24 protein-coding genes are annotated in these 20,127 nt (G+C 35.7%); 5 read left to right on the top strand and 19 right to left on the bottom strand.

Going from position 1 to position 20,127, the window contains the following annotated elements; translation table 11 throughout:
* Positions 1-17 precede the first annotated feature (17 nt).
* Complete coding sequence (locus ACESR9_RS03255) at positions 18-1,775, bottom strand: glycoside hydrolase family 13 protein (RefSeq protein ID WP_373105531.1); 1,758 nt, start codon at positions 1,773-1,775, stop codon at positions 18-20.
* Between the two features lie 202 nt (positions 1,776-1,977).
* Positions 1,978-2,997: a DNA/RNA non-specific endonuclease gene (locus ACESR9_RS03250; protein ID WP_373105529.1), complete on the bottom strand. Its 1,020-nt coding sequence runs from the start codon at positions 2,995-2,997 to the stop codon at positions 1,978-1,980.
* Between the two features lie 350 nt (positions 2,998-3,347).
* Between ACESR9_RS03250 and ACESR9_RS03245 the strand changes: the two genes are divergently transcribed.
* A complete protein-coding gene (locus tag ACESR9_RS03245; protein WP_070845503.1) occupies positions 3,348-4,235 on the top strand; it encodes a helix-turn-helix domain-containing protein in 888 nt (295 codons plus the stop codon).
* Between the two features lie 4 nt (positions 4,236-4,239).
* Positions 4,240-5,025, top strand: a complete 786-nt coding sequence (locus ACESR9_RS03240) for a CPBP family intramembrane glutamic endopeptidase (protein WP_373105527.1) — start codon at positions 4,240-4,242, stop codon at positions 5,023-5,025.
* Between the two features lie 282 nt (positions 5,026-5,307).
* Here ACESR9_RS03240 and ACESR9_RS03235 read toward each other — a convergent pair whose 3' ends face one another.
* From ACESR9_RS03235 to relB, 6 genes are all read right to left on the bottom strand, one after another.
* Positions 5,308-5,748 (bottom strand): GNAT family N-acetyltransferase, encoded by a 441-nt coding sequence (locus ACESR9_RS03235; protein ID WP_373105548.1) that lies wholly within the window; start codon positions 5,746-5,748, stop codon positions 5,308-5,310.
* A gap of 87 nt (positions 5,749-5,835) precedes the next feature.
* Positions 5,836-6,354, bottom strand: coding sequence for a DUF3278 domain-containing protein (locus ACESR9_RS03230; protein WP_037615666.1), 519 nt, complete (start codon positions 6,352-6,354; stop codon positions 5,836-5,838).
* The gene (locus ACESR9_RS03225; protein WP_003003382.1) at positions 6,341-6,541 is read right to left on the bottom strand and encodes a helix-turn-helix transcriptional regulator; all 201 of its coding nucleotides are present in this window, start codon (positions 6,539-6,541) and stop codon (positions 6,341-6,343) included. The genes ACESR9_RS03230 and ACESR9_RS03225 overlap by 14 nt, the downstream gene beginning before the upstream one ends.
* A gap of 172 nt (positions 6,542-6,713) precedes the next feature.
* Positions 6,714-7,151 carry a hypothetical protein gene (locus tag ACESR9_RS03220; protein WP_201037115.1) on the bottom strand — a complete coding sequence of 146 codons (438 nt, stop codon included), beginning with the start codon at positions 7,149-7,151 and terminating at the stop codon, positions 6,714-6,716.
* 14 nt (positions 7,152-7,165) lie between these two features.
* Complete coding sequence (locus tag ACESR9_RS03215) at positions 7,166-7,504, bottom strand: type II toxin-antitoxin system RelE/ParE family toxin (RefSeq protein ID WP_201037116.1); 339 nt, start codon at positions 7,502-7,504, stop codon at positions 7,166-7,168.
* Positions 7,497-7,790, bottom strand: coding sequence for a type II toxin-antitoxin system RelB/ParD family antitoxin (gene relB / locus ACESR9_RS03210; RefSeq protein WP_201037117.1), 294 nt, complete (start codon positions 7,788-7,790; stop codon positions 7,497-7,499). The genes ACESR9_RS03215 and relB overlap by 8 nt, the downstream gene beginning before the upstream one ends.
* A gap of 434 nt (positions 7,791-8,224) precedes the next feature.
* Here relB and ACESR9_RS03205 point away from each other — a divergent pair, with 434 nt between their 5' ends.
* From ACESR9_RS03205 to ACESR9_RS03195, 3 genes are read left to right on the top strand one after another with little or no spacing between them, the layout of a single operon-like run.
* A complete protein-coding gene (locus ACESR9_RS03205) occupies positions 8,225-9,028 on the top strand; it encodes a MerR family transcriptional regulator (protein WP_003014481.1) in 804 nt (267 codons plus the stop codon).
* Positions 9,025-9,840 carry an ABC transporter ATP-binding protein gene (locus ACESR9_RS03200; RefSeq protein WP_003014454.1) on the top strand — a complete coding sequence of 272 codons (816 nt, stop codon included), beginning with the start codon at positions 9,025-9,027 and terminating at the stop codon, positions 9,838-9,840. Before ACESR9_RS03205 ends, ACESR9_RS03200 begins: the two co-directional genes overlap by 4 nt.
* Entirely contained in the window at positions 9,837-10,553 is a 717-nt protein-coding gene (locus tag ACESR9_RS03195) for an ABC transporter permease (RefSeq protein ID WP_003014461.1), read from the top strand. The genes ACESR9_RS03200 and ACESR9_RS03195 overlap by 4 nt, the downstream gene beginning before the upstream one ends.
* Positions 10,554-10,657: 104 nt before the next feature.
* Here ACESR9_RS03195 and ACESR9_RS03190 read toward each other — a convergent pair whose 3' ends face one another.
* From ACESR9_RS03190 to ACESR9_RS03140, 11 genes are all read right to left on the bottom strand, one after another.
* A complete protein-coding gene (locus tag ACESR9_RS03190) occupies positions 10,658-11,512 on the bottom strand; it encodes an ADP-ribosylglycohydrolase family protein (RefSeq protein WP_373105525.1) in 855 nt (284 codons plus the stop codon).
* Positions 11,513-11,533: 21 nt separating this feature from the next.
* Positions 11,534-12,319 carry an alpha/beta fold hydrolase gene (locus ACESR9_RS03185; RefSeq protein ID WP_373105524.1) on the bottom strand — a complete coding sequence of 262 codons (786 nt, stop codon included), beginning with the start codon at positions 12,317-12,319 and terminating at the stop codon, positions 11,534-11,536.
* A gap of 131 nt (positions 12,320-12,450) precedes the next feature.
* Positions 12,451-13,329 (bottom strand): aminoglycoside phosphotransferase family protein, encoded by an 879-nt coding sequence (locus ACESR9_RS03180; protein ID WP_373105523.1) that lies wholly within the window; start codon positions 13,327-13,329, stop codon positions 12,451-12,453.
* 120 nt (positions 13,330-13,449) lie between these two features.
* On the bottom strand, positions 13,450-13,878 hold the full coding sequence (aac(6'), locus tag ACESR9_RS03175; RefSeq protein ID WP_013903432.1) for an aminoglycoside 6'-N-acetyltransferase: 429 nt from the start codon (positions 13,876-13,878) through the stop codon (positions 13,450-13,452).
* Between the two features lie 81 nt (positions 13,879-13,959).
* Positions 13,960-14,436, bottom strand: a complete 477-nt coding sequence (locus ACESR9_RS03170) for a GNAT family N-acetyltransferase (protein WP_070678842.1) — start codon at positions 14,434-14,436, stop codon at positions 13,960-13,962.
* Between the two features lie 379 nt (positions 14,437-14,815).
* Positions 14,816-16,183 (bottom strand): sensor histidine kinase, encoded by a 1,368-nt coding sequence (locus ACESR9_RS03165; protein ID WP_373105521.1) that lies wholly within the window; start codon positions 16,181-16,183, stop codon positions 14,816-14,818.
* Positions 16,174-16,833 carry a response regulator transcription factor gene (locus ACESR9_RS03160; protein WP_125394040.1) on the bottom strand — a complete coding sequence of 220 codons (660 nt, stop codon included), beginning with the start codon at positions 16,831-16,833 and terminating at the stop codon, positions 16,174-16,176. The genes ACESR9_RS03165 and ACESR9_RS03160 overlap by 10 nt, the downstream gene beginning before the upstream one ends.
* Positions 16,834-16,905: 72 nt before the next feature.
* A complete protein-coding gene (gene pcfG, locus ACESR9_RS03155) occupies positions 16,906-17,646 on the bottom strand; it encodes a lantibiotic protection ABC transporter permease PcfG (RefSeq protein WP_074325028.1) in 741 nt (246 codons plus the stop codon).
* Positions 17,646-18,386 (bottom strand): lantibiotic immunity ABC transporter MutE/EpiE family permease subunit, encoded by a 741-nt coding sequence (locus tag ACESR9_RS03150; RefSeq protein WP_373105520.1) that lies wholly within the window; start codon positions 18,384-18,386, stop codon positions 17,646-17,648. Before ACESR9_RS03150 ends, pcfG begins: the two co-directional genes overlap by 1 nt.
* Positions 18,387-18,390: 4 nt before the next feature.
* Positions 18,391-19,092, bottom strand: a complete 702-nt coding sequence (gene pcfF, locus ACESR9_RS03145) for a lantibiotic protection ABC transporter ATP-binding protein PcfF (RefSeq protein ID WP_023918138.1) — start codon at positions 19,090-19,092, stop codon at positions 18,391-18,393.
* A gap of 286 nt (positions 19,093-19,378) precedes the next feature.
* Positions 19,379-19,978: a hypothetical protein gene (locus ACESR9_RS03140; RefSeq protein ID WP_049492835.1), complete on the bottom strand. Its 600-nt coding sequence runs from the start codon at positions 19,976-19,978 to the stop codon at positions 19,379-19,381.
* Positions 19,979-20,127: the final 149 nt, after the last annotated feature.

Here is a 20,127-nt window from a genome sequence, read left to right as displayed (position 1 = left end):
GTCCATTAGAAATAGTTTTATACGTTTAGCTCTTCTCTATAAATAACAAATCCATTTGGCTGAATGATCAATCGATCATCAGAAATTCTTCCATGGCTGATCAGATCTGCTTGTTCTCTTTCTAGGACAACGTTTTTCTTGGAGTGGTTAAAGTAGGCTTTGAGCATGTTACCTTCATGCTGCCATTCTACTGCTACTACATCTAGCTCTACTTCTTCCAAGCTAACCTTGCCATACTGAATCATGCCTGCTACTTCTTTTCGGAGCTGGATCAAGTCCTTCATAAAGTTGAGCATGTCATTATCAGCTGCCACGCGCTCCCATGGCATGACACGGCGGCAATCAGGGTCTGGACCACCGATGAGGGCTAGCTCCGTTCCATAATAAATACATGGCGTACCCCGTTGCAGATAAAGGAAGGCGAGGGCAGACTTGACAGACTGGAGATCGCCTTTAGCCGTCGTCAGGATACGCTCTGTATCATGCGAGTCTAAGAGGTTAAACATAACCTCAGAGATCTGCTGCCTGTAGTACATAGACTGGCTATTGATCTCCCAAATGAAGCGTTGGGTCTCCTTATGCCCCCGCAGAAAATAATCCTTGATACTTTCAGAGAGGGGGTAGTTCATCACTGCATGGAACTCATCGCCCTTGAGCCATGGTTGGGACGAATGCCAGATTTCTCCGAGGATATAGAGATCCGGCTTCTTGGCTAAGACCGCCTTACGGAAATCCCGCCAGAATTGATGGTCGATTTCATTGGCCACGTCCAGTCGCCAAGCATCAATATCAAACTCTTCAATCCAGTATGTCGAAACCTTCAAGAGATAGGCCTTCACCTCTGGATTAGCCGTATTGAGCTTGGGCATATAGCCCGCAAAGGCAAAAGCATGGTAAGACAAGTCGCGACTATTCCACAGATTTTCTGAGGAGACAGGGAATTCTTTAATATGGAACCAGTCCTTGTAAATCGAATCCTCCCCGTGTTTGACTACATCTTGCCATTGGGGTGAATCATAGCCAATATGGTTAAAGACAGCATCCAGCATGATCTTCATCCCACGCGCGTGAGCCTCTTTCACCAGCTGACGGAATGTCTCTTTATCACCAAAATGTTGATCAATTTCAAAGTAATCGATGGTGTCGTATTTGTGGTTGCTCGGCGATTCAAAAATCGGGCAAAGGTAGAGCCCTGTAATTCCTAACTCCTGCAAGTAGTCCAAGTGATCGATGATTCCCTGCAAATCTCCACCAAAGAAATCCAACATTGTAGGTGCAATTGAGGCATCCCAAGGACGGACACCTTCTGGGGAAATGTCTGGATTCCCATTGGCAAAACGCTCAGGAAAAATCTGATACCAAACTGTCTGAGCCACCCAGTCCGGAACAGCACACCCATCAATCTCATGGATAAAAGGAAGCTTAAAGCCATTCATGACGAAGTCCAAGTTCTCCTTGTTGTAGGCTGCCACACCTCGATCTCCGTACAAGATCTTCTCTCCCGCTGTATCCTCTAATTCAAAGAGGTACTGGATCCGTGCATGGCTGACAGATACCGACACTTGCCAATAATCAAAGAGGTCGTCGGTCGTCACCTTGTCCATTTCCTTGGTTGCCTCATATAGATCCTCTATAAAAATAAAAGGATCCCCATAATGCAAGACAATCCGTTTGATATCCTCTTTCTTGGTCCGGATGCGAATATGGAGTTGACCGTCCATATAAAGATAGGCGTACTCCGATTCAGGCCGGTGATAAATCGCTGTTAATTCCATCTGTCTCGTCTCCTACTTTGCTCTCTCTTCTCATCATTCATCGTATTATGCAAACGATTCCATAAACTATTTCTAGTATACAACTTTAGAAAAAGGTTTGCAAGATTGTGAGAGATTATTTTAGACTACTAACTATTTAAGATTGTAATGCAACACAAAAAGCCCAGCAATTGGGCTTTCTCATTATCATAATAACTTATACTCATTCCTTACTTGTATGCCGCTTTCCAAGACTTAGCGCTTGCTCTTCTGACATTTCAACTACTTTCGCAAAGTTGGTATTTCGTGGCATGCTATCTTTAGAATACCAATAAACATCCGCACTCCCATTTCTGGCCACATAAACAACTGGAGCTAGTTGAGGAATTGGTGCTGCAGGCTCGACAGGTTGGACTGGCTGAACTGGCTCTACTGCTTGACTCGGTTGAGGGGCTTGACTTGGTTGCGTCTCTACAGAAGGACTAGCAGGTTGAGGTTGACTACTTGGTTCTGTCGGCACTAAAGATGGCTTGGCAGTCCCCTTGAGATAGTCAATGGTCGCATTCTTAGAGTAGTTGTCCAAGGTAACGGTGGTGATCCCATAAGCATCTACTGACTCTTTGGGACTACTTAAATTGATTGGTAGAAGGTTGCCATCTCGATCAATTCCTACATATTGCAAGGTCACCTGCCGAGGAATTAATTCATCCCCCGTATAGACCGGAGTCACCTTGTAGTCCAGCCAATAATTGGGGTGGGTGGATAGCCAGCTATCGAGTCGTTTCTCGTAGTAGAGCATGCCCTCCACATTGCTATCCGCTGTCCCTTTATAATTCCCCGTATTGGTCCAGGCAGTTAGAGAAACCAGATTTTTTCCTTCATTGGTCAGACCACTAAACTGATACCCGATCAAATGCCCTCTATGGAACAACCAGGCCTTCTTTCCTTTATTTCCATAAGCAATCTTATAATTGTGCCAACCAACCGGATTATAGCTGAGACGCGGTTCTCTTTTTTTCTTTGGCTCATCCTTGTCCTGCAGCTGAATATGAGCGGAGGTCGCACGACCTAAATGATCAAAATCCCCCAGTACTAGCTGCTTATTGCCATTAAAAGGCAGTAGATGAAGACTCTGGTAATCGAATCCAGTTTGCTGAGCTTGAGCCCCTTGAACAACAACCAAGGACATAAAAACCGAGACTATCGCAACAATAACATTTTTCAAAAACCGTTTTGTAACCATGATTGAAACTCCCACATTTCTATCTAGTGATATTATAGCAGAAAAAACGGTTACAAATAAATAGCTTTTAGAAATTATTTTATGCTATTTATTATTACTACCAGACTATCTGGGAATTTAAAATATTATTTTAAATTCTATTCATCATTCAATTTGAATGTATGATAAAATAACTAAAATAATGCTAAAAATCAACGTTAAAACGATAAATGCTACGCAAAGTAGCAAAAAAAATGAGAATGCAACCTCTACTTGCTTGTGCTGTAATCATCATTTATTCTATACTAAAATCAGTCATATTGCTACTTTATGACAAATTACATCATAAAATATAGAGGAGGTCATACAACATGACATTTGCTGAAAAATTAAAATCCATACGTAAACAAGTAGGGATGTCACAAGAACTTTTAGCTGAAAAAATCGGTGTATCAAGACAAGCTGTAACAAAGTGGGAAACTGGTGCTGGAATTCCAGATATCGAAAATATGATATCCATCTCAAACCTATTTAACATCTCTATCGATGAACTAATCTGTAATGAAAGAACTACTCTTAAGACGAGCGAATATCTTTTTGAGAGTATCACAGAGTATGATATCGATAAGATCAAGAGCTATGATATGAAATTTGGAGGCGCAGAAAAGTTTGTATTGTCTGGATACAACGGAGAAAAAATTCGAGTTCGTCTGGTATCTAACCTTCTTCCTACGCTTCAAAATGATTTTAAAGTAAAAATTGATGATAGTAGAAAAAGAATTGACCTTGATGTAAAACGTTACAATGGTGTAACAGAGGCAACGGCTAAAGAAACTGTCAGTATCTTTGTGCAAATCCCAACTCCTTATATTAGTCACATTGAATGTGCAGTTCGTGCAGAATCTGTAGAAATTCACTCCCTAGAATGTGACAATATCGAACTTGACCTTAAGACATCTCGTATTACCCTAGAAGATATTTCAGGTAAAGTAAAAATAAACTGTAATCATGATATGGAAGTATTATGTCATTCATTAAACGGTGAAATTGACATTAACCAGATTTCGGCAACATCCAGAATTCGTATTCCTGAAAACAGCCTATTTACTGCTGTTACCAAAGGAATTGGAACAAATATTTATTATGAAAAAAATGGGCAAAAAACTGAACCATTCGATTCACCCGATGCAGATAATATAATTGAATTGAATGGTATTAAGAGTGAACTAGTTATCTATACAGCTGAAGAAAGAGGGTAACTAAATGAATGTAAATTATTTAAAAAGATACATCATCAGTTCTTATATACTTGTTTGGGCACTCATTATTTTTGTAGCAGCTCCTGCAAGTTTAATATTTAAGGTTCCACCTGTTATCATGTGGATTGTACGAAATATTGTCGCTTGGTCTCCATCATACCTTCTTTTATTTGGATGGAAGTATTTCAGGACTGATGAGAAAAGAACAACTTTCCTTAAGCGGTGTTTCTCTGCTAAAGTGTCGTTACTCCCACTTCTATCTTCATTTGGTCTTACATTTGGGCTCAGTATTTTATCACTCTTCCTCTACTCACTTATGACCCAAAAAACAATGTTCTCCTACATCAATCTAGGAACCGTATCATTGCCACTTAGTATATTCTTATCATTTACATCAGGTCCGACTGGTGAAGAATTAGGTTGGCGTGGTTATATGAGAGAAGAATTTAATAAAAAGTATCATTTTTTAAAATCCTCTATCTACCAAGGCCTAGTTTGGTGTTTCTGGCATACACTTCTGTGGGTTGTAGATTCAAAATTTACGGACTGGCGTGCCATTCCTTATATTATTGCTAACATAGTTGTGATTACATCTATTACTATTTGTATGAATATTATTTTGGAAAAACATAATAATCTGATTTATTCTATTTTCATGCATTTTGGCTTTAATATCGTTTATGTATTTTTGGATGCCGATATCGGATTTTTTATCATTTTGACCTTGCTATACCTGCTCATCACACCGATTGCAATGCATATACGAAATAGAACTGCGGACAGATTATAATGGGTAAAAGCTTTCATTAACTTTACAAAATTTTGAGTTTAAATGTTCTCCTACAAATTGTCTGTCTAACTGGTTGAAAACATAAAAAAGCGAGATAGATCGTAAAATCAAATGAAGAGAACACCAATAAAAAATCATCTGTTGGTGTTCTCTTCATTTTTAGATTTCTGAAAAAACCTCTTGTCCATGTATCAGTAGGTACCCTTTAACTCTATTTTTCATGAACATTGTTTTATAAACAGTAGATTACAGTCTTAACATATATGGAGATATACAACTATTCTAAATCAACTTATATTCATACCACTTTTCATCTACTTTCTGAAATCCCAAAGCCAAAAACATTCTTTGACTTTGGGTATTAAAAGGATAAATTTGAGCAGTTACCTTAACCATTTTTTTCTCTTTGGCCAACTGTATCATTTCAGAAATACATCGTCTTCCAATCTGTAAATTCTGATACTCTTTGCTGATCACTATAGAAAGCTCTGAATTATCTTGAAGTGTCACATCTCCAACTAACACTCCTTTATATTGGATATAATAGCATGAACCATGTGAAGTTAGGTAATCATACATTTTATGAAGTTTTGTTAGACTGTAAATCTGATCAGTATTATCCACTTGTTTGCAAATCTCACTATCTTGATACCAAAGAAGGGAAATGTCATCATTCCTATAATAAGGAATAAGAGTGATCTGTTCGTCTACTATTCTATTCATTCTTACTTTTTCTTTCATCATAAATGGTTTCTATTTCCATTTAGCTCTATCTTATCAGAAAAATAACCGGTCTTATTTCTGATGGATCTAATCCCGGATCACTTTGATTTTTCTTCTATTTGCAATGAAATTACTCAAGAAACTAATCATGGTAATCAGCCCAATGACAAGAGGGAAAATAAAAGTGAAATACATTTCAAAGCTTATCTTATTTTCTTGTAGCAATCCTGTTCTCCAAAGACCAATCGCAACAAAAATAGCTAGTCCCATCACAATCAAGGTTTGAAGGAAAGTTCTTTTTAGCATCTTTTTCTTTGCCTCTCCTACTTCATCTTCTGAAACCTCATAGATGTCGAGTTCCAAACGATGAATCACTTGCTCTTGTTGGTACAGGGAGTAGCAAAATACTAAAAACGTGATCACACTGACATAATCCGTATTAAACATGAAACTGAGCAGGAATCCAAGGATAATTCCCGACATAAAGAGCATGTACATGTTGTTCCCAAAAGTACTCAATTCTTTTTCCTTGTATTCGTCAAGCTCACCTGTAATATCGTAGAAAGCTTTCACACATTTCAATTGCCAGTTTTTATTCATCATCATCGATCCTCCAAAATAAAGAATTCAAATCCGTCCCAAGCTCTTTTGCTAGATTGATACAGAGATCTAGGGAAGGGTTATACTTCCCATTCTCAATCATATTAATCGTTTGCCTGGAAACTCCAATACTTTTTGCCAAAGCCAATTGAGAAAGTCCAAGATTGACTCTGTATTCTTTCACACGGTTCACTTGGCACCTCCTAAATGTAAATGTGTCAAATATATTTGATACATTTATTTTACAATACTAGTTGCCGGATGTCAACTATATTTGACATCATTTCCTAAAACTATTTTCTCAACTTTAAAAGCATTAAAAAACGATAGACGTCTGTAGCTATCGTTGTGATTTCTTTTATATACTATCTAGAGGTTTCTTCCGATACTTCAATATTCCCCATCACCCAATTGGACATCTTTTTGCCTTTGTCTTTATAAGGGTTAGGAGGAAACAAGGTGAAAGGGGGGATGCTGGCATCTGGGAAGAATAGTTCTACGCTTATCGTTTGCTCGCGATTATGATTGACGTAGGCTGTAAAATAGATATGGTAATGTCCACTCACATCACCACCATTATCATACTCTCCTCTAGCAGTATTTGGCAATAAGGTAACAGATTCTATGTCCTGCTTTTCCCGGGCTAAGTTTGCGATGATCTCACGCTTAATAGCAGTCTCATGATTTCTGACGAAATTCCCATCATCACTATATCCAGGATGCTCACTAAGAGAATAGAAAACAAGGACCATCAGAAAGGGTAGAGAAATTAAAAAAATGATTAGCTTATTTGATTTTAACATGGAGGTTCCTCAATCTACTTATAAAAAATCTTGACCAAATCCTGCTTTGCACTGAGGATACGAGCAACATACACTGTATGCTTCTCCATATAATAAAATGCGAGATAGTTCTCTATTGGAATATAACGATAGGGTTTTCCATCATTCGTCATCTCACCATAGCCCCGGTTTGATACCAGAGGACAGGCTTCTGGAAACAGTTCTAGGGTCTCAAGAGCACTTAATAGCAAATCAACTTTTCCATCTGCAGCTTGCTGGATATAAAAATTCACAAGAATATAGTCGTGAATGTCACGCAAGTCCTGCTTAGCCTGATCTGCAAGAAAGACCTGATAGCGCTTCAACTTAGTCAAGACCAAATTCCTTTCTCACATCGGCTACAGAAGTAACTTTTCCTTGAGCGATTTCCTGGTGCCCCACTAAAATCTCCTTCTTCAAATCTTCAAAGGCTACTTGATACTGCGCGTTCTGCAAATCACTCGAAACAAATTCTTCTGGATCCACAGTCCCGTTGGCAATTTTTCGAAGTGCCGCATTCAGGACATCTGACACAGAAATTTTTTGATCCGCAAGCACCTCTTTTGTTTTCTGGTAAAATATCGCATCTGCCCGAAAATTCACTGCTTTCGTGTTTGCCATTTCTACCTCTCCTTTGTACATACAATTTGTATATACATACTACCATACAAATGAGAAGGGATTCAAGTGAAAAATGGATTCCTCTTTCACTAAATAAAAGTTGTAAGAGATAAGAAATATGAGTGCGTAATTGGTGACAAATAGTTTTAAACTGAAAAAGGTGATAGATTGTTCTGTCTATCACCTTGTGTTTGCTATTGATCATCTTGTAATTATACTTTTCTTTTCTAAATCACGACACATACCCATAAATAATACTCTAAAGGCTAGGAATTATGTCAATATTTTGGACTTATTTTGTCACATGCTTCGTTTTTTCTATGACCTCTCTTTCTTTTCTCGAAAATGAAAAAGTTTTTGTCAAGCAAATTTTTTAAAATAATCTTGTTCATGACCTTACGTAACGATGTATAATAGGTATGAGGAGGAGGGTAATGATGGCTAAATATAGAGCAATTCCGGAAGGATTTATGACAGTTGGGCAACTTGCTAAGAAAATGGGGGTTACCGTCCGTACTTTACAATACTATGATAAAGAAGGGGTGCTTTCCCCATCGGCAGAAAGTGAGGGAGGTCGCAGGCTTTATACCGATAAAGACTTAGTGCTACTCCATCAGATATTGTCTTTAAAATCATTAGGTTTTTCTCTCAAGGATATAAAGGGGCGTTTGATCTCTTTGAAAACACCTGATGATGTTGCCAATGCTCTTACAGAGCAGGCAGATGTTCTTCGTAAAAATATAGAACAACTTAAGGATTCTTTGGTCGCAATAGAGCAGCTAAAGGTAGAAGTTTTACAAATACAGACGGTCAACTTTAAGAAGTATGCAGACATCATCGTCAATCTACAGATGAAGAATGACTCCTACTCTCTTATCAAGCGCTTTGATGATGATACGCTCGACCAGATACGCAGTCGATTTGACAAGAAAAGCGGACTAGACTTTATGGACAGATTGAACCGCCTAAGTGATCAAATCGTAGAGCTTCAAAAAGAAAACATACCAGCCGAAAGCGAACAAAGCCAACAGGTTGTGAAAGAATACTGGGGCTTGATTATGGAGTTTACGAATGGTGATATGAGCATGCTTCCTAAGTTGATGGAAGTTGGTACTATTGATACCGCCTCAAACACTTGGGAAGAAAAGCAAAAAATCGTCAATGATTATATAGGACCCGCCCTACAAGTCTATTTTTCAAGGCTTGGAACAAATCCCTTTGAGGAGGTGGAACCATGAAAGACGCGATAAAGATTTCTGGATTAAAGAAAAGTTATGGTAGCAAATTGGTTCTTGGAGGTCTCGATTTTCAAATCAAACAAGGAGAAATATTTGCTCTGCTCGGAGTAAACGGAGCTGGTAAAACAACAACGCTTGAATGTATCGAAGGTCTGAGAAAATATGACGAAGGCAAGATAGTTGTAAACGGGAAAACCGGAATTCAACTACAGTCCTCCTCTCTACCCGCTCACATCAAACCGATGGAAGCCATAAAACTCTTTGCAAAATGGAATCATACACACATTGATGATGTTATGCTAAAGTCCCTTGGCATAAAAGAAATTGAAGAGTCGCAATACATAGAATTATCCACTGGCCAAAAAAGAAGATTACATCTTGCTCTTGCACTTATCAGTAATCCAGATATTCTATTTCTCGATGAACCTACAGCGGGACTTGATGTTGAAGGAAGACTAGCTCTCCATGAACAAATCCGAAAGCTTAAATCACAGGGCAAGACAATTGTTTTGGCAAGTCACGATATGGCCGAAGTTGAAACCTTATGTGACCGCATTGCTATTTTGAATAGTGGAAAGATTGTCTTTTGTGGTACTCCTTCAGAACTGACAGACAGGTTGGGAAGAAAATATTTCATCCATTTAAAGACCCGGGACGGAGAGGAATCTTTTGAAACAGATACGATCGAGGATAGCTTAATTTCATTATTGGAAGAATGCAAACAGAAAAATATCCAGATATTGGATATCAAGGTTGATCGTGGCACACTGGAGCAGCATTTCATCGAAATGGCAAGGAGGGGTTTGGAATGACTGGGTTTTTATATAGCCTAACATTACAGTGGAAATTGGACATACGAAGTAAGTCTCTCTTGGTTACTTACTATATTGTACCGCTTATTTTCTTTCTTCTCATGGGTGGTATTTTTACTTCCGTTATGCCTGAAATGGGTAGCACACTTATACAGTCAATGATTGTCATGAGTGTTTCAATGGGAGCCTTTCTCGGTTTACCGCCTTCCTTGATTGAAACATACGGAAGCGACATAAAAAAGATTTATAAAGCAAATGGTGTGCCTATTCATTTAGGATTGGTGACAATGGTTCTCTCTGCCTTTGTTCATTTGATGATTATCTGCATGGTGATCCTACTACTTGCTCCAATTTTATTTAAAGCAAATCTACCAAGTCAATTTCCGATTTTCTTACTTTCACTCACCATCTATATTATTGTATCATTGAGTATTGGATGTATACTGGGACTTACTTTAAAAAACCAGGCAAAGCTGACCATGTTAGCTCAACTTATATTTTTGCCTTCAATTATGCTTTCAGGGATTATGTTTCCAATTAGTTTGCTCCCTGATTTTCTTCAAGTAATAGGCCATGTTTTTCCGGCTTATTGGGGATACCGCTTGATGCTAGATTATGGTTTTGGTCTTGAAAATCTTTGGTATCTGATTCTTGTATCTTGCATTGCAATAATATCATCTATCCTCCTGTTGAATAAACAAAAATCTAACTAGATGCCTGAATAAATCCATGGCAACATTAACTTTTAAGCAAAAGCGACGAGATTGTTACTTATCCCGTCGCTTTAGTGTTTTTGGTTGTTTTTATCTAATCTCTGTTATGTTATTGAAACTTCTTGCTCCCATCGTCTGAGCACATCTTTTAAAGGCTCATCTAGATAGCTAAAGGCCTTGTCCTTAATCCACTCAGGAATTCCATAAGCTGCTTCGGAGATACTTCCTGTGATTGCAGCAAGAGTATCACTGTCCCCACCAAGAGAAATCGCATTTCGAATCGCGCCTTCAAAATCTGTACTTTCTAGAAAGACAACGATGGCCTGAGGAACGGTATCCTGACACGTTTCATTGAATCGATACGTAGGACGAATCTCATCTAACGTTTTAGAAAGGTCATATCCATACTCTTGTTCTATGTGTTCCTTGATAAGTCTCTTACACTCCGTAGGATTGTCGTTGATCGGTTTTCCATAGTCGCCACTGTAACCTCCAAAGTAATAACGACACATAAAGATAGCATCAGACGTCGCCATAGCTCCTTTGACCCCTTCTGGATGGTTATGAGTCACCTCTGCAGAAAGTCGTGCAAGAGCTCTTCTGGACGGCCAGGTTCCCGTTCGTGCACAGAAACTACAATCCATGGCCCAGGCACATGGAGAAACACGCATTGCTGAGCCATTTCCAAAGCTATTATAAGGTTCTCGATCGTCGCCATCAACCCAATTCCCAAATCTTGCACCGTAACCTGCATCGGGATACATCCTACCATATTTTTTCATGGCATCAATAAAGTCATCCTTCTGACCGCCATTCATAATGGCTTCAGCAACAGCACAGGTCATAACAGTGTCATCAGTGAAAAAACAATCCTCACGAAATAATGGAAAGTCTTTCGTTTTAATATTGCCCCATTCGTAAACAGAACCTACAATGTCTCCTACTATTGCTCCTAGCATAAGATCCCTCCTTACAGCATATCAAATTTTCAATGGGTCACTCTTTAAAAATGGCTCAACCAAATCAATCCACTCTTGAGGCAGGTAAGCTGATAAATAGCCATGGTTATAGCCCTTTGCTTCATACAGGATCGTGTTGGGATGTAGCTGATGAAATAATTTCGCTGATGCTTTCACACAGTTCAATTCTTTTTCACCATAGATATACAGAACCTGAGCCTTGCTAGCAGAAATTGTGTCCTTGAGCTTGTAACGCCCCATATAGGTTTTGTAAATGGTCACCAATGTTTTGATAGGCGTCCTTGGCAAATCCTCCAAATAATAAGCTTTTATCTCCTCTGGATAAGCCAGTTTAGGATAGAGTTTGTCCATCATGCTTAATTGAAGTTTGCAAGAGAATTTACTGAACATCAGTTTACCAAATAGAGCTACTAGAAAGATGCTGATTTTAGCTAACCTTGGTTGAGGAATACAGAGGCTTCCATCTATGATAACCTTCTCAGCTATCTCGCTGTCTAATGACAAAAGCTCCATGGCAATTTGACCACCAAGAGAAACACCACCGATCGCAAACAGCTTCCCACCACAGTTTGCTTTGACATAGTCTAGGATCTCCAAAGCAGAATCTTCCGTAGAAACATAATCGATGTGATATTCTTCGCCGTGGCCATTCAAAGTGGGTAGAATAACACGGTAGTCTTCTGACAAAATCCGTGCTTGACGAAGATAATTCCACCAAGAACTGCCACCGCCATGTATCAGTAAGATAGGAGGCAAATTCTTATCACCAAATTCATGGAATTTCATATTTAAACTCCTTACTATACCAGTTTAACTTGTATTGATTAAAATCACCCATATTAAAGATAGTCAGATGTGTTTAAATTTGGGCAAATAATCGTGTCATATTTTCCAAAAATGATATTCCAACGTTTACATTATTCAGTCTTCTTCTTGTTCAAATACCAACTAGGAATGATTTGATTCATATCATCATACCATTCTAAAATTTCCTTAGCTTGTTGTTGCATTACTGATATTTCTTCAGCTCCGTAAGGTACAGCCCATGACAGAGCACCAACTATGTTATTTAGAATATAGATAGCGAGAAGCTTCCAAAATAAATCCGGAACCTTATGATCAAAATATCCATCTATCATACCAGACGCAAAAGAGGAAGAGACTTGAGCAGACCATACAATACGATTGAATTCCTCCCAAGGATCCCCGACGTCAAAGCGATCAAAATCAATGACATAAATTTTATGATCTTCACCAATCATGAAATTCCCGATGTGATAATCTCCATGTTGGAAAACCTGAGGTCTATCTTTTAACAATTCACGATTTGCATTTAAAAAATCAATAAAGATCTGACCATTTTTATATTGAACGGGACATTCTTTGTATTTGGAGATTTTGTCATCAATTTTTCGATTATAAAAGACCTCCCAATCTTCACGAACTTCTGTAACAGGGAGTGAATGAATTTTTTGAAGGATTCTTCCTGCTTCTACTCCGTAAATGTATTGTTGTTCTTTTGAAACAGTTAAAATGGTTTCTCGAGCATCTTTCCCATCTATCCATTCATGTAAAGAATGTACTTCGTCATCGCATAGTTCTATGTTAATCGGTTTACACATCGGAACTCCAAGAGAAGCTACTTTCTCCATCATATCAAATTCAAATTTTTTAGAATCTAACTTCTCCTTATCAGAAACACGCAAGAAATATTTTTGCTGTTTTTGATCTGTCACACAATATTTTTTATCATCTGACCAACCTTTATTTATGGCTATCTTACTACTAAAATCCATCAATAACTCCTCGATTAACTTTACAACATTACTATATTCTTAACTAATGAAAAGTAATTCGTAGTCCGTCCATTCTTTCACACTTTCTAAAGATACATAAATTTTGACCACGTTCTGAAATTATAATTTCTTCTTAAAATGAATAATTCTATTTGCCTCCTGAAATCCAATATTGAGATGAAATCTTATAGAATCCGTATTCGTTAAAGTACAGTCACTTGCAAATTCCTTACATCCTTTATTTTTCGCCCATTCCTCACATTTTGTACAGAGGTTTTTAGCAATATCCTTTAAACGATATTCCTCGTCGACAATAATCCCTTCTAAGAATCCCACAGGACTATATTTACAACCTTCAACATAATCAAATCTGAGTGAACATAGTGCTAGACCTACAATTGTGTCACCTTCAACTTCAGTAAAGATTGCAGTATTTTTGCCATTCGTATATTTTTTTACTTCATCAATAGCTTCTTTATCGGTCAATTGGGGCCATAATTGTTTCATTAGTTTAGCCGTTTTTATAGAATCTTTTGTTATTCCATCCATATTGATGTTCCTCCGCGAATTACAAGCAAATGTTACGAATCATGCTGTTACTTTGTTACTCATTGATTGATACCAATACCATCACCTTCTGCTTTTCTCCATAATAATTAATTTCCCCCTTTTTCCTTCTAAATCTTTTTTCACAACAAAAAAACCTGAATTTCTATATGCTTTTTGAGCCAATATATTTTTTTCATTTACAGCCAATATAATATGGTTAATTTCTAATTTTAAAGTTGAATCTATGAATTCAAATATTCCATTCAGAGCATTAGAACCATATCCTTGATTTCTGAAATTATCATCAATAGAAAATCCTCTAATAAGCGCATAATCATTTTGATAATAGCCGTACTCTTTAGGACCAGTGTTTAGGTGTAGGCAAAAAAAACCAATTACTTTATGGTCTTTATTAAGTATTACTATTGGGTATCTATCCTTATCTTTTTTAGACTTTTCAATAATATTTTTTGGGGTATCAGTATGTGTAATATCATTTAAAGAATAAGAACTTAAAGAATGGTAATGTTCAACTTCACTATACAAAGATAATTTCATGATAATTAATTCCTTTCTCTTTATGTAAGATACATAACTAAATCAGTTGATGATTTAATAATCATATCAATTGTTTTCATACTTTCTACTTTCCTATTCAACTTTCAAATATATAGCGTTTTCATTATTTTCTTATCCTATTATATCATTATTCAAAATAAAAAACTACAACTTACTAGTTGCAGTTAAACACAGATTTTCTTCCGTTCCTTCTAGAAATTTATAAGTTAACTTTTAGAATTTGTTCAGTTATCAAAGTTCATTTAGCTTTCTACTATGTAAGATTCTTGCTTGATAGCGGAGTGAATTTTCTATTCTACACCAAAAGCAAAAAGGATATATTTTTAATAAATTCCATTTGAAAACAATTCCTGTTCTATTATAGTAATGGTAATTCTAACTTTACACTTGCACCATGTTTATCCGAGTTGTTTTCTAATATGATGCGTCCATTATGTAATAACATTATTTTCCAAGAATTATATAAACCTAAACCATGGTTTGTAGCTGAATGTCTACTCTTATCTCCACGGTAAAATTGCTCCGTTCCTCGTTTTAAATCCTCATTAGAAAATCCTGGGCCTTCGTCTATCACAGATATTGAAAGTATCTTATCTGTAGTCATTATTAGTAATTCAATGTTGGATTTGTCTGGTGAATATTGAATAGCATTACTAAATATATTTTGAATGACTCTTTCAAATAATTGTATATCTATCATTACATCTGAATCTTCACAATTAATAGATTTAGATATAGTACGGTCATGTATTAGTGTAATCTCTCTCGCTATTTCACTAACTCTTTCGATTATTTCTGACACTTTTACTTTTTGTAAATTCAACGAGCTTAATTTAATTGACTGATTCATCTCCATCAGAGCTTTTGTATAATCTGATATACGTGTTGAATTTTTTATAATGTACGCTACATAATCCTTTTGTTCATCAGTTAGATCAGTTACCTTTAACAATTCAGCATTACATTGGACAATAGAAACCGGAGTTTTTAAGTCATGCATTAATGCCGATATCTGACTTCTCTTATTCTCTTCTTTAATCCAATTTTCTCTTAATGAATCACTTAAGGCTTTTTTCATTATATCAAGGCTATTTAAGACATCATTAAATTCTTTGATATTTGAACTTCCTATTTCAAAGTCTAATTCTTGGTTGGCGATTTTATCTGATGCCTCTAGCATTGGCGATAATTGCCTTGTTATTCGTTTTGCCCAGATTAGAGTAGCCACAAATGCACTCATTAAAAAGAAAATGATTAATAAAAATATTAATAGTAAATCTACGCTAGGGAAATATTTTTCCATCCAATCATTATTGTAGTGTGGCTCTAGTGAATAATGGATTAATACATATCCATCATTCCTTTTAAATTCTATAAATGAAGAATATGGAGTTGAAAATCCCTCATGATTGTGAAAATTCTTAGCTTTCAGTTGAATAGCTTCATCCATATTAGTTTTTATCACTTCACCATCTGGCGATAAAAACATATAGCTAGCTCCTTTAGGTATCAATGCTTCATCAAAGTCTATTTTATTTAAAATTTTATATTTATTTTCTTGTAATAAATTTTCTGTATGGTTAGCCGGAAGAATCAAACCAACACTATAAAACGCTGTAAAAGTTAATAAAGCTAGTACGATGGCACATCCTAAACCAACTCCAACAGTCATTAAGTATTTAAGAAATACTATTTTGAGCGACTGTCCTTTTCTAATTAATTCCATTTATAACCAATCCCCCAAACTGTAGAAATTGGATTTTCACCAAATTTTAAGAACTTTGCTCTAATATTTTTTACATGTTCTGATATGGCAGAAGAATCACCAATCCCATCAAATCCAAAAATCATTTCATATATTTGTTCTCTTGAAAAAACTTGTCCCTTTCTCTTTGCTAAAAGCTTCGAAATTTGATATTCAGACTTTGTCAGATGAATTTCTTCCTCCTTCACAAATACTTGATTGGAGGATAAATCAAATCTTATATTCCCTAAGTTTAAACTCGAATGTTTTTCTCTTTGTTCTCTTCTCAGATGAGCTTCTACCCTTGCTAACAATTCACCAACACCAAATGGTTTGGTAATATAGTCATCTCCTCCACTTAATAAGCCATCTACTATATCCGTTTCCATTGCTTTTGCAGTTAAAAAGATAATCGGACAATCCACTTTGCAACGTATATTTTTACAATAGCTGATTCCATCAACCTCTGGCATCATTACATCAAGTAATATTAAGTCATATTTCCCCAAACTATTTTCATCAATATCTACCGTGGTTTGGTAAATATCAACAATATGATCTCCTTTTATTAAAATATTCTTGATTAGAGTCAGCATATCTAATTCATCATCTATAGCAAGAATTCTTGCCATACCAAACCACCTCCATATTTATAAATATTTTATTATTATACCATATTCCATTTACAAATACATTTAGAGCTATTATTCACTGATTGACTTTCCACCCCACCTATTGAACCATAATAAAGAGCCAGTAAAAATGACTACTGTAATAGGTATTGCTACATAGCCCCACATGGTAAACTCTTTAATTAAATATGAGCTATCAGCCAATTCACTTCCAACAATATATGTTGCAGATAATCTCGATGCCCAAGTACAAGGTAAAAAATACCAGATATTTTCACCTAAATTGGTTATTGAAAGTAAAGCAATCAACGTTTCCACAAATCCCAATCCAATAGATGCACCACCACCTAACATAAGTGATACCCATAAATGAATCATATATGTAGATAAACATCCTATAAAAACTAATAATAATTCAATTAACCAAGCCATAGTCGCTTGATTACCAAATAGCATTGCAAATATAAAAACTGCTAAACTTATAGAAAATAGAAAACTCAATAAGAGCATTATAAGTTTTCCGCCATAAGCCTTGCTTCTGGATTTTGTAGTTGATAGAATCACTTGAAATCGTCCAGCACTTGCTTCCATGTCAACAACCTTAGATGTGATAGCACCAAATATTATTGGTAAGATAGCACCTAAAAGCACAAAATAATTCAGTACGATATCCATATAAGAAAAATTTTTTAGACTTGTAAATGTTGCTGCCCCATAAAATATTAGTGCATATAAAACAGGTAAGATAAAGTGAGCCCAGGGAATCCATGTATGCTTCAATTTATAAAACTCTGATTTTAATATATTCATCATTACTTCACCTCTTGCTTAGAAAACCATTTTGCAGTAATGAAAGTCAATAATGTAAACAAACATATTGATAAAATACAAGGAACAAGTAAGGATGTGTTTAAAATCATTGGATTTGATACTTCTGTTGGCACACCGTTCGGTAAAATACGCATAACGGGTACCATCAATCTAATCCCCCAAGAATAAGGGCAATAAATCCACATAGAACCGTCAGCTAACAAAATTCCTACCACAAGACCTAATACAGCATTTACTACAATGCTTGCTATAAACCCAAACTTTTTAGCTAGGAAAAAACAAAACGGAACTTGCCATATGTTAGTTATAACCAATAATACACTTGCGAATAATAATGTCGTGAATGCATAGTTTCCTGTTAATTGTTCTCCAATGAAAAATTGAAAAACAAATACTCCTAGCATATGCAAAATAGCAGTTATACTTAGATAAATTGAAGCTGTTAGTATTTTTGATATCCATATTTTTTTTAAATCAACATTAAGTGAAAAAACTGCTCGGTAGTTTAATTTTCTTTCCTCTTTTCTATGCATCATTGCTGGTATTAAAGCGAAAGTTGCTGGCATAATCATCACATACCACCAATTATATGCATTTACACTAAAATATAATGGCATTAATACAAACGCAACAAGTAAAGATATAATTGGTGCAATAAATAATATCTTCAACAAAAAACTGTGTTTGTGTTTCAAATTTTCTGCAATAATATAATTTTTCATTAAGCTACACCCTCTTTCCATTCTTTACAACATCCATAAAAAGTTCTTCTAAATTTTCATTATGATTAATTGTGTTTTGATATTTTAATTCTCCATCATGTATAATTCCTATATGATCAGCAGTTTGTTCCACTTCTGCTAAAATATGACTAGACAGAATTACTGTTATTCCTTTTTTTGGAAAGCTTCGTATTAAATCTCGTAACTCTTGAATTCCTAATGGATCTAATCCGTTTGTCGGTTCATCTAGTATCAATAGTTTAGGATTATTTAATAAAGCAATTGCAATACCTAATCTTTGTTTCATCCCCAAAGAAAATTGACCGCTTTTCTTTTTTCCGGTATTTTTTAAATCTACAATTTCTAAAACTTCATCAATTCTTGCATCAGGTAATCCAAGTAATAATGTTCTAACTTTTAGATTTTCTCTTGCACTTAAATTTTCGTATAAGGGTGGCATCTCGATTAAAGCACCAATATCTGATAAATCATTTCTACTCCATTCATGTCCTTCAAACATAATTTCACCTGACGTCTTGTGTAACATACCTGTAATCATCTTTAATGTCGTAGATTTACCTGCACCATTAGGTCCTAGTAATCCATATACTGAATTTTCCTCAATTTTTAATGACACATTATTTACAGCTTTTTGTTTTCCAAAAACTTTTGTTAGCTCATTTGTTTCCAAAATATATTTGCTCATATTTTGTTCCTCCTTTAATCTTGTAAATAGTATAAAAAATATTTTTAAGGATTCTGTAAGGAAAAAATATTTTTCAAAAAGTAGCAAGAAAATTCTAATTTATTAAACGTTTTGCATTTTTTCTTTAGTCTTTTATGCCATATTTCATATACTTCATAAATAAAAAAGGCAGAACCAGAGTTCTGCCATAAATAATCATTATTTATCTTACAACTTCAATATCCACCTTTGCTCTAAATAAAATTTTAAGGAATTGAAATATTCTCTTTCTAATCTATAGTTATACCTATTCTGTTCGAGTTTCAGCTAAATATATTCCCCATTCAGCTAATTCTTCAGGCAAATCATAAACAGTTTTTCCATTACTTTCATAGATTTCAGAGATTCCTGGGGAGGTCTTAGAAAAAGTTTTCCAAGCTGTCACTAGTTCTTCAACAAATTGAATATTATGAGGCTCAAAAAAGTCATTAAATTTCGATAGTTCTTTACTATAAATTGTCACAACATTATAGCTATCAAGCATGATCTCATCATGACTTTTATGACCACCAAATCCAAACTGACTAAGTCCATCATTAATAAGCAAATCACCGTATCTAATCAACAGTGCTAGGCATTCCTCTCTTGAACAACCATCAATATAATAAACATCCTTATGGGATTCCTTGATAATATTCTTTGCTATCACTTTTTCTCTATCAATACTGACAGGCAATTCCAAAATAAAAAACAAGGGCTCGTCATGAATCGCAATAAAGTGTTGAAAAACCTCTAATATTTTTTCTGCGTGTACATTCGCCATCAAATGATGTTCAGTTAACTTTGTAAATGATTCAAACAGGTTTTCTACCAAGCTAACTTGGTGACCTTTTACTAAATTCAACATTACACATCCTCCAGAAAATTAAAACAATATCGACGTTTATAATCTCATTATATCATTAAAACCCAAAAAAAGACTGCAACTTCCCGGTCACACTCTCTTATAAATCCACTTCAGTTCCTTCAAGGAAAGTTACTACAATTTGTCCAGTT

The sequence above is a fragment of the Streptococcus parasanguinis genome, from assembly GCF_964238605.1.
GTDB lineage: Bacteria > Bacillota > Bacilli > Lactobacillales > Streptococcaceae > Streptococcus > Streptococcus parasanguinis_AJ.
Note: the sequence above shows the minus strand (reverse complement) of the source record. Positions and strands in the feature narration are given on the sequence as shown.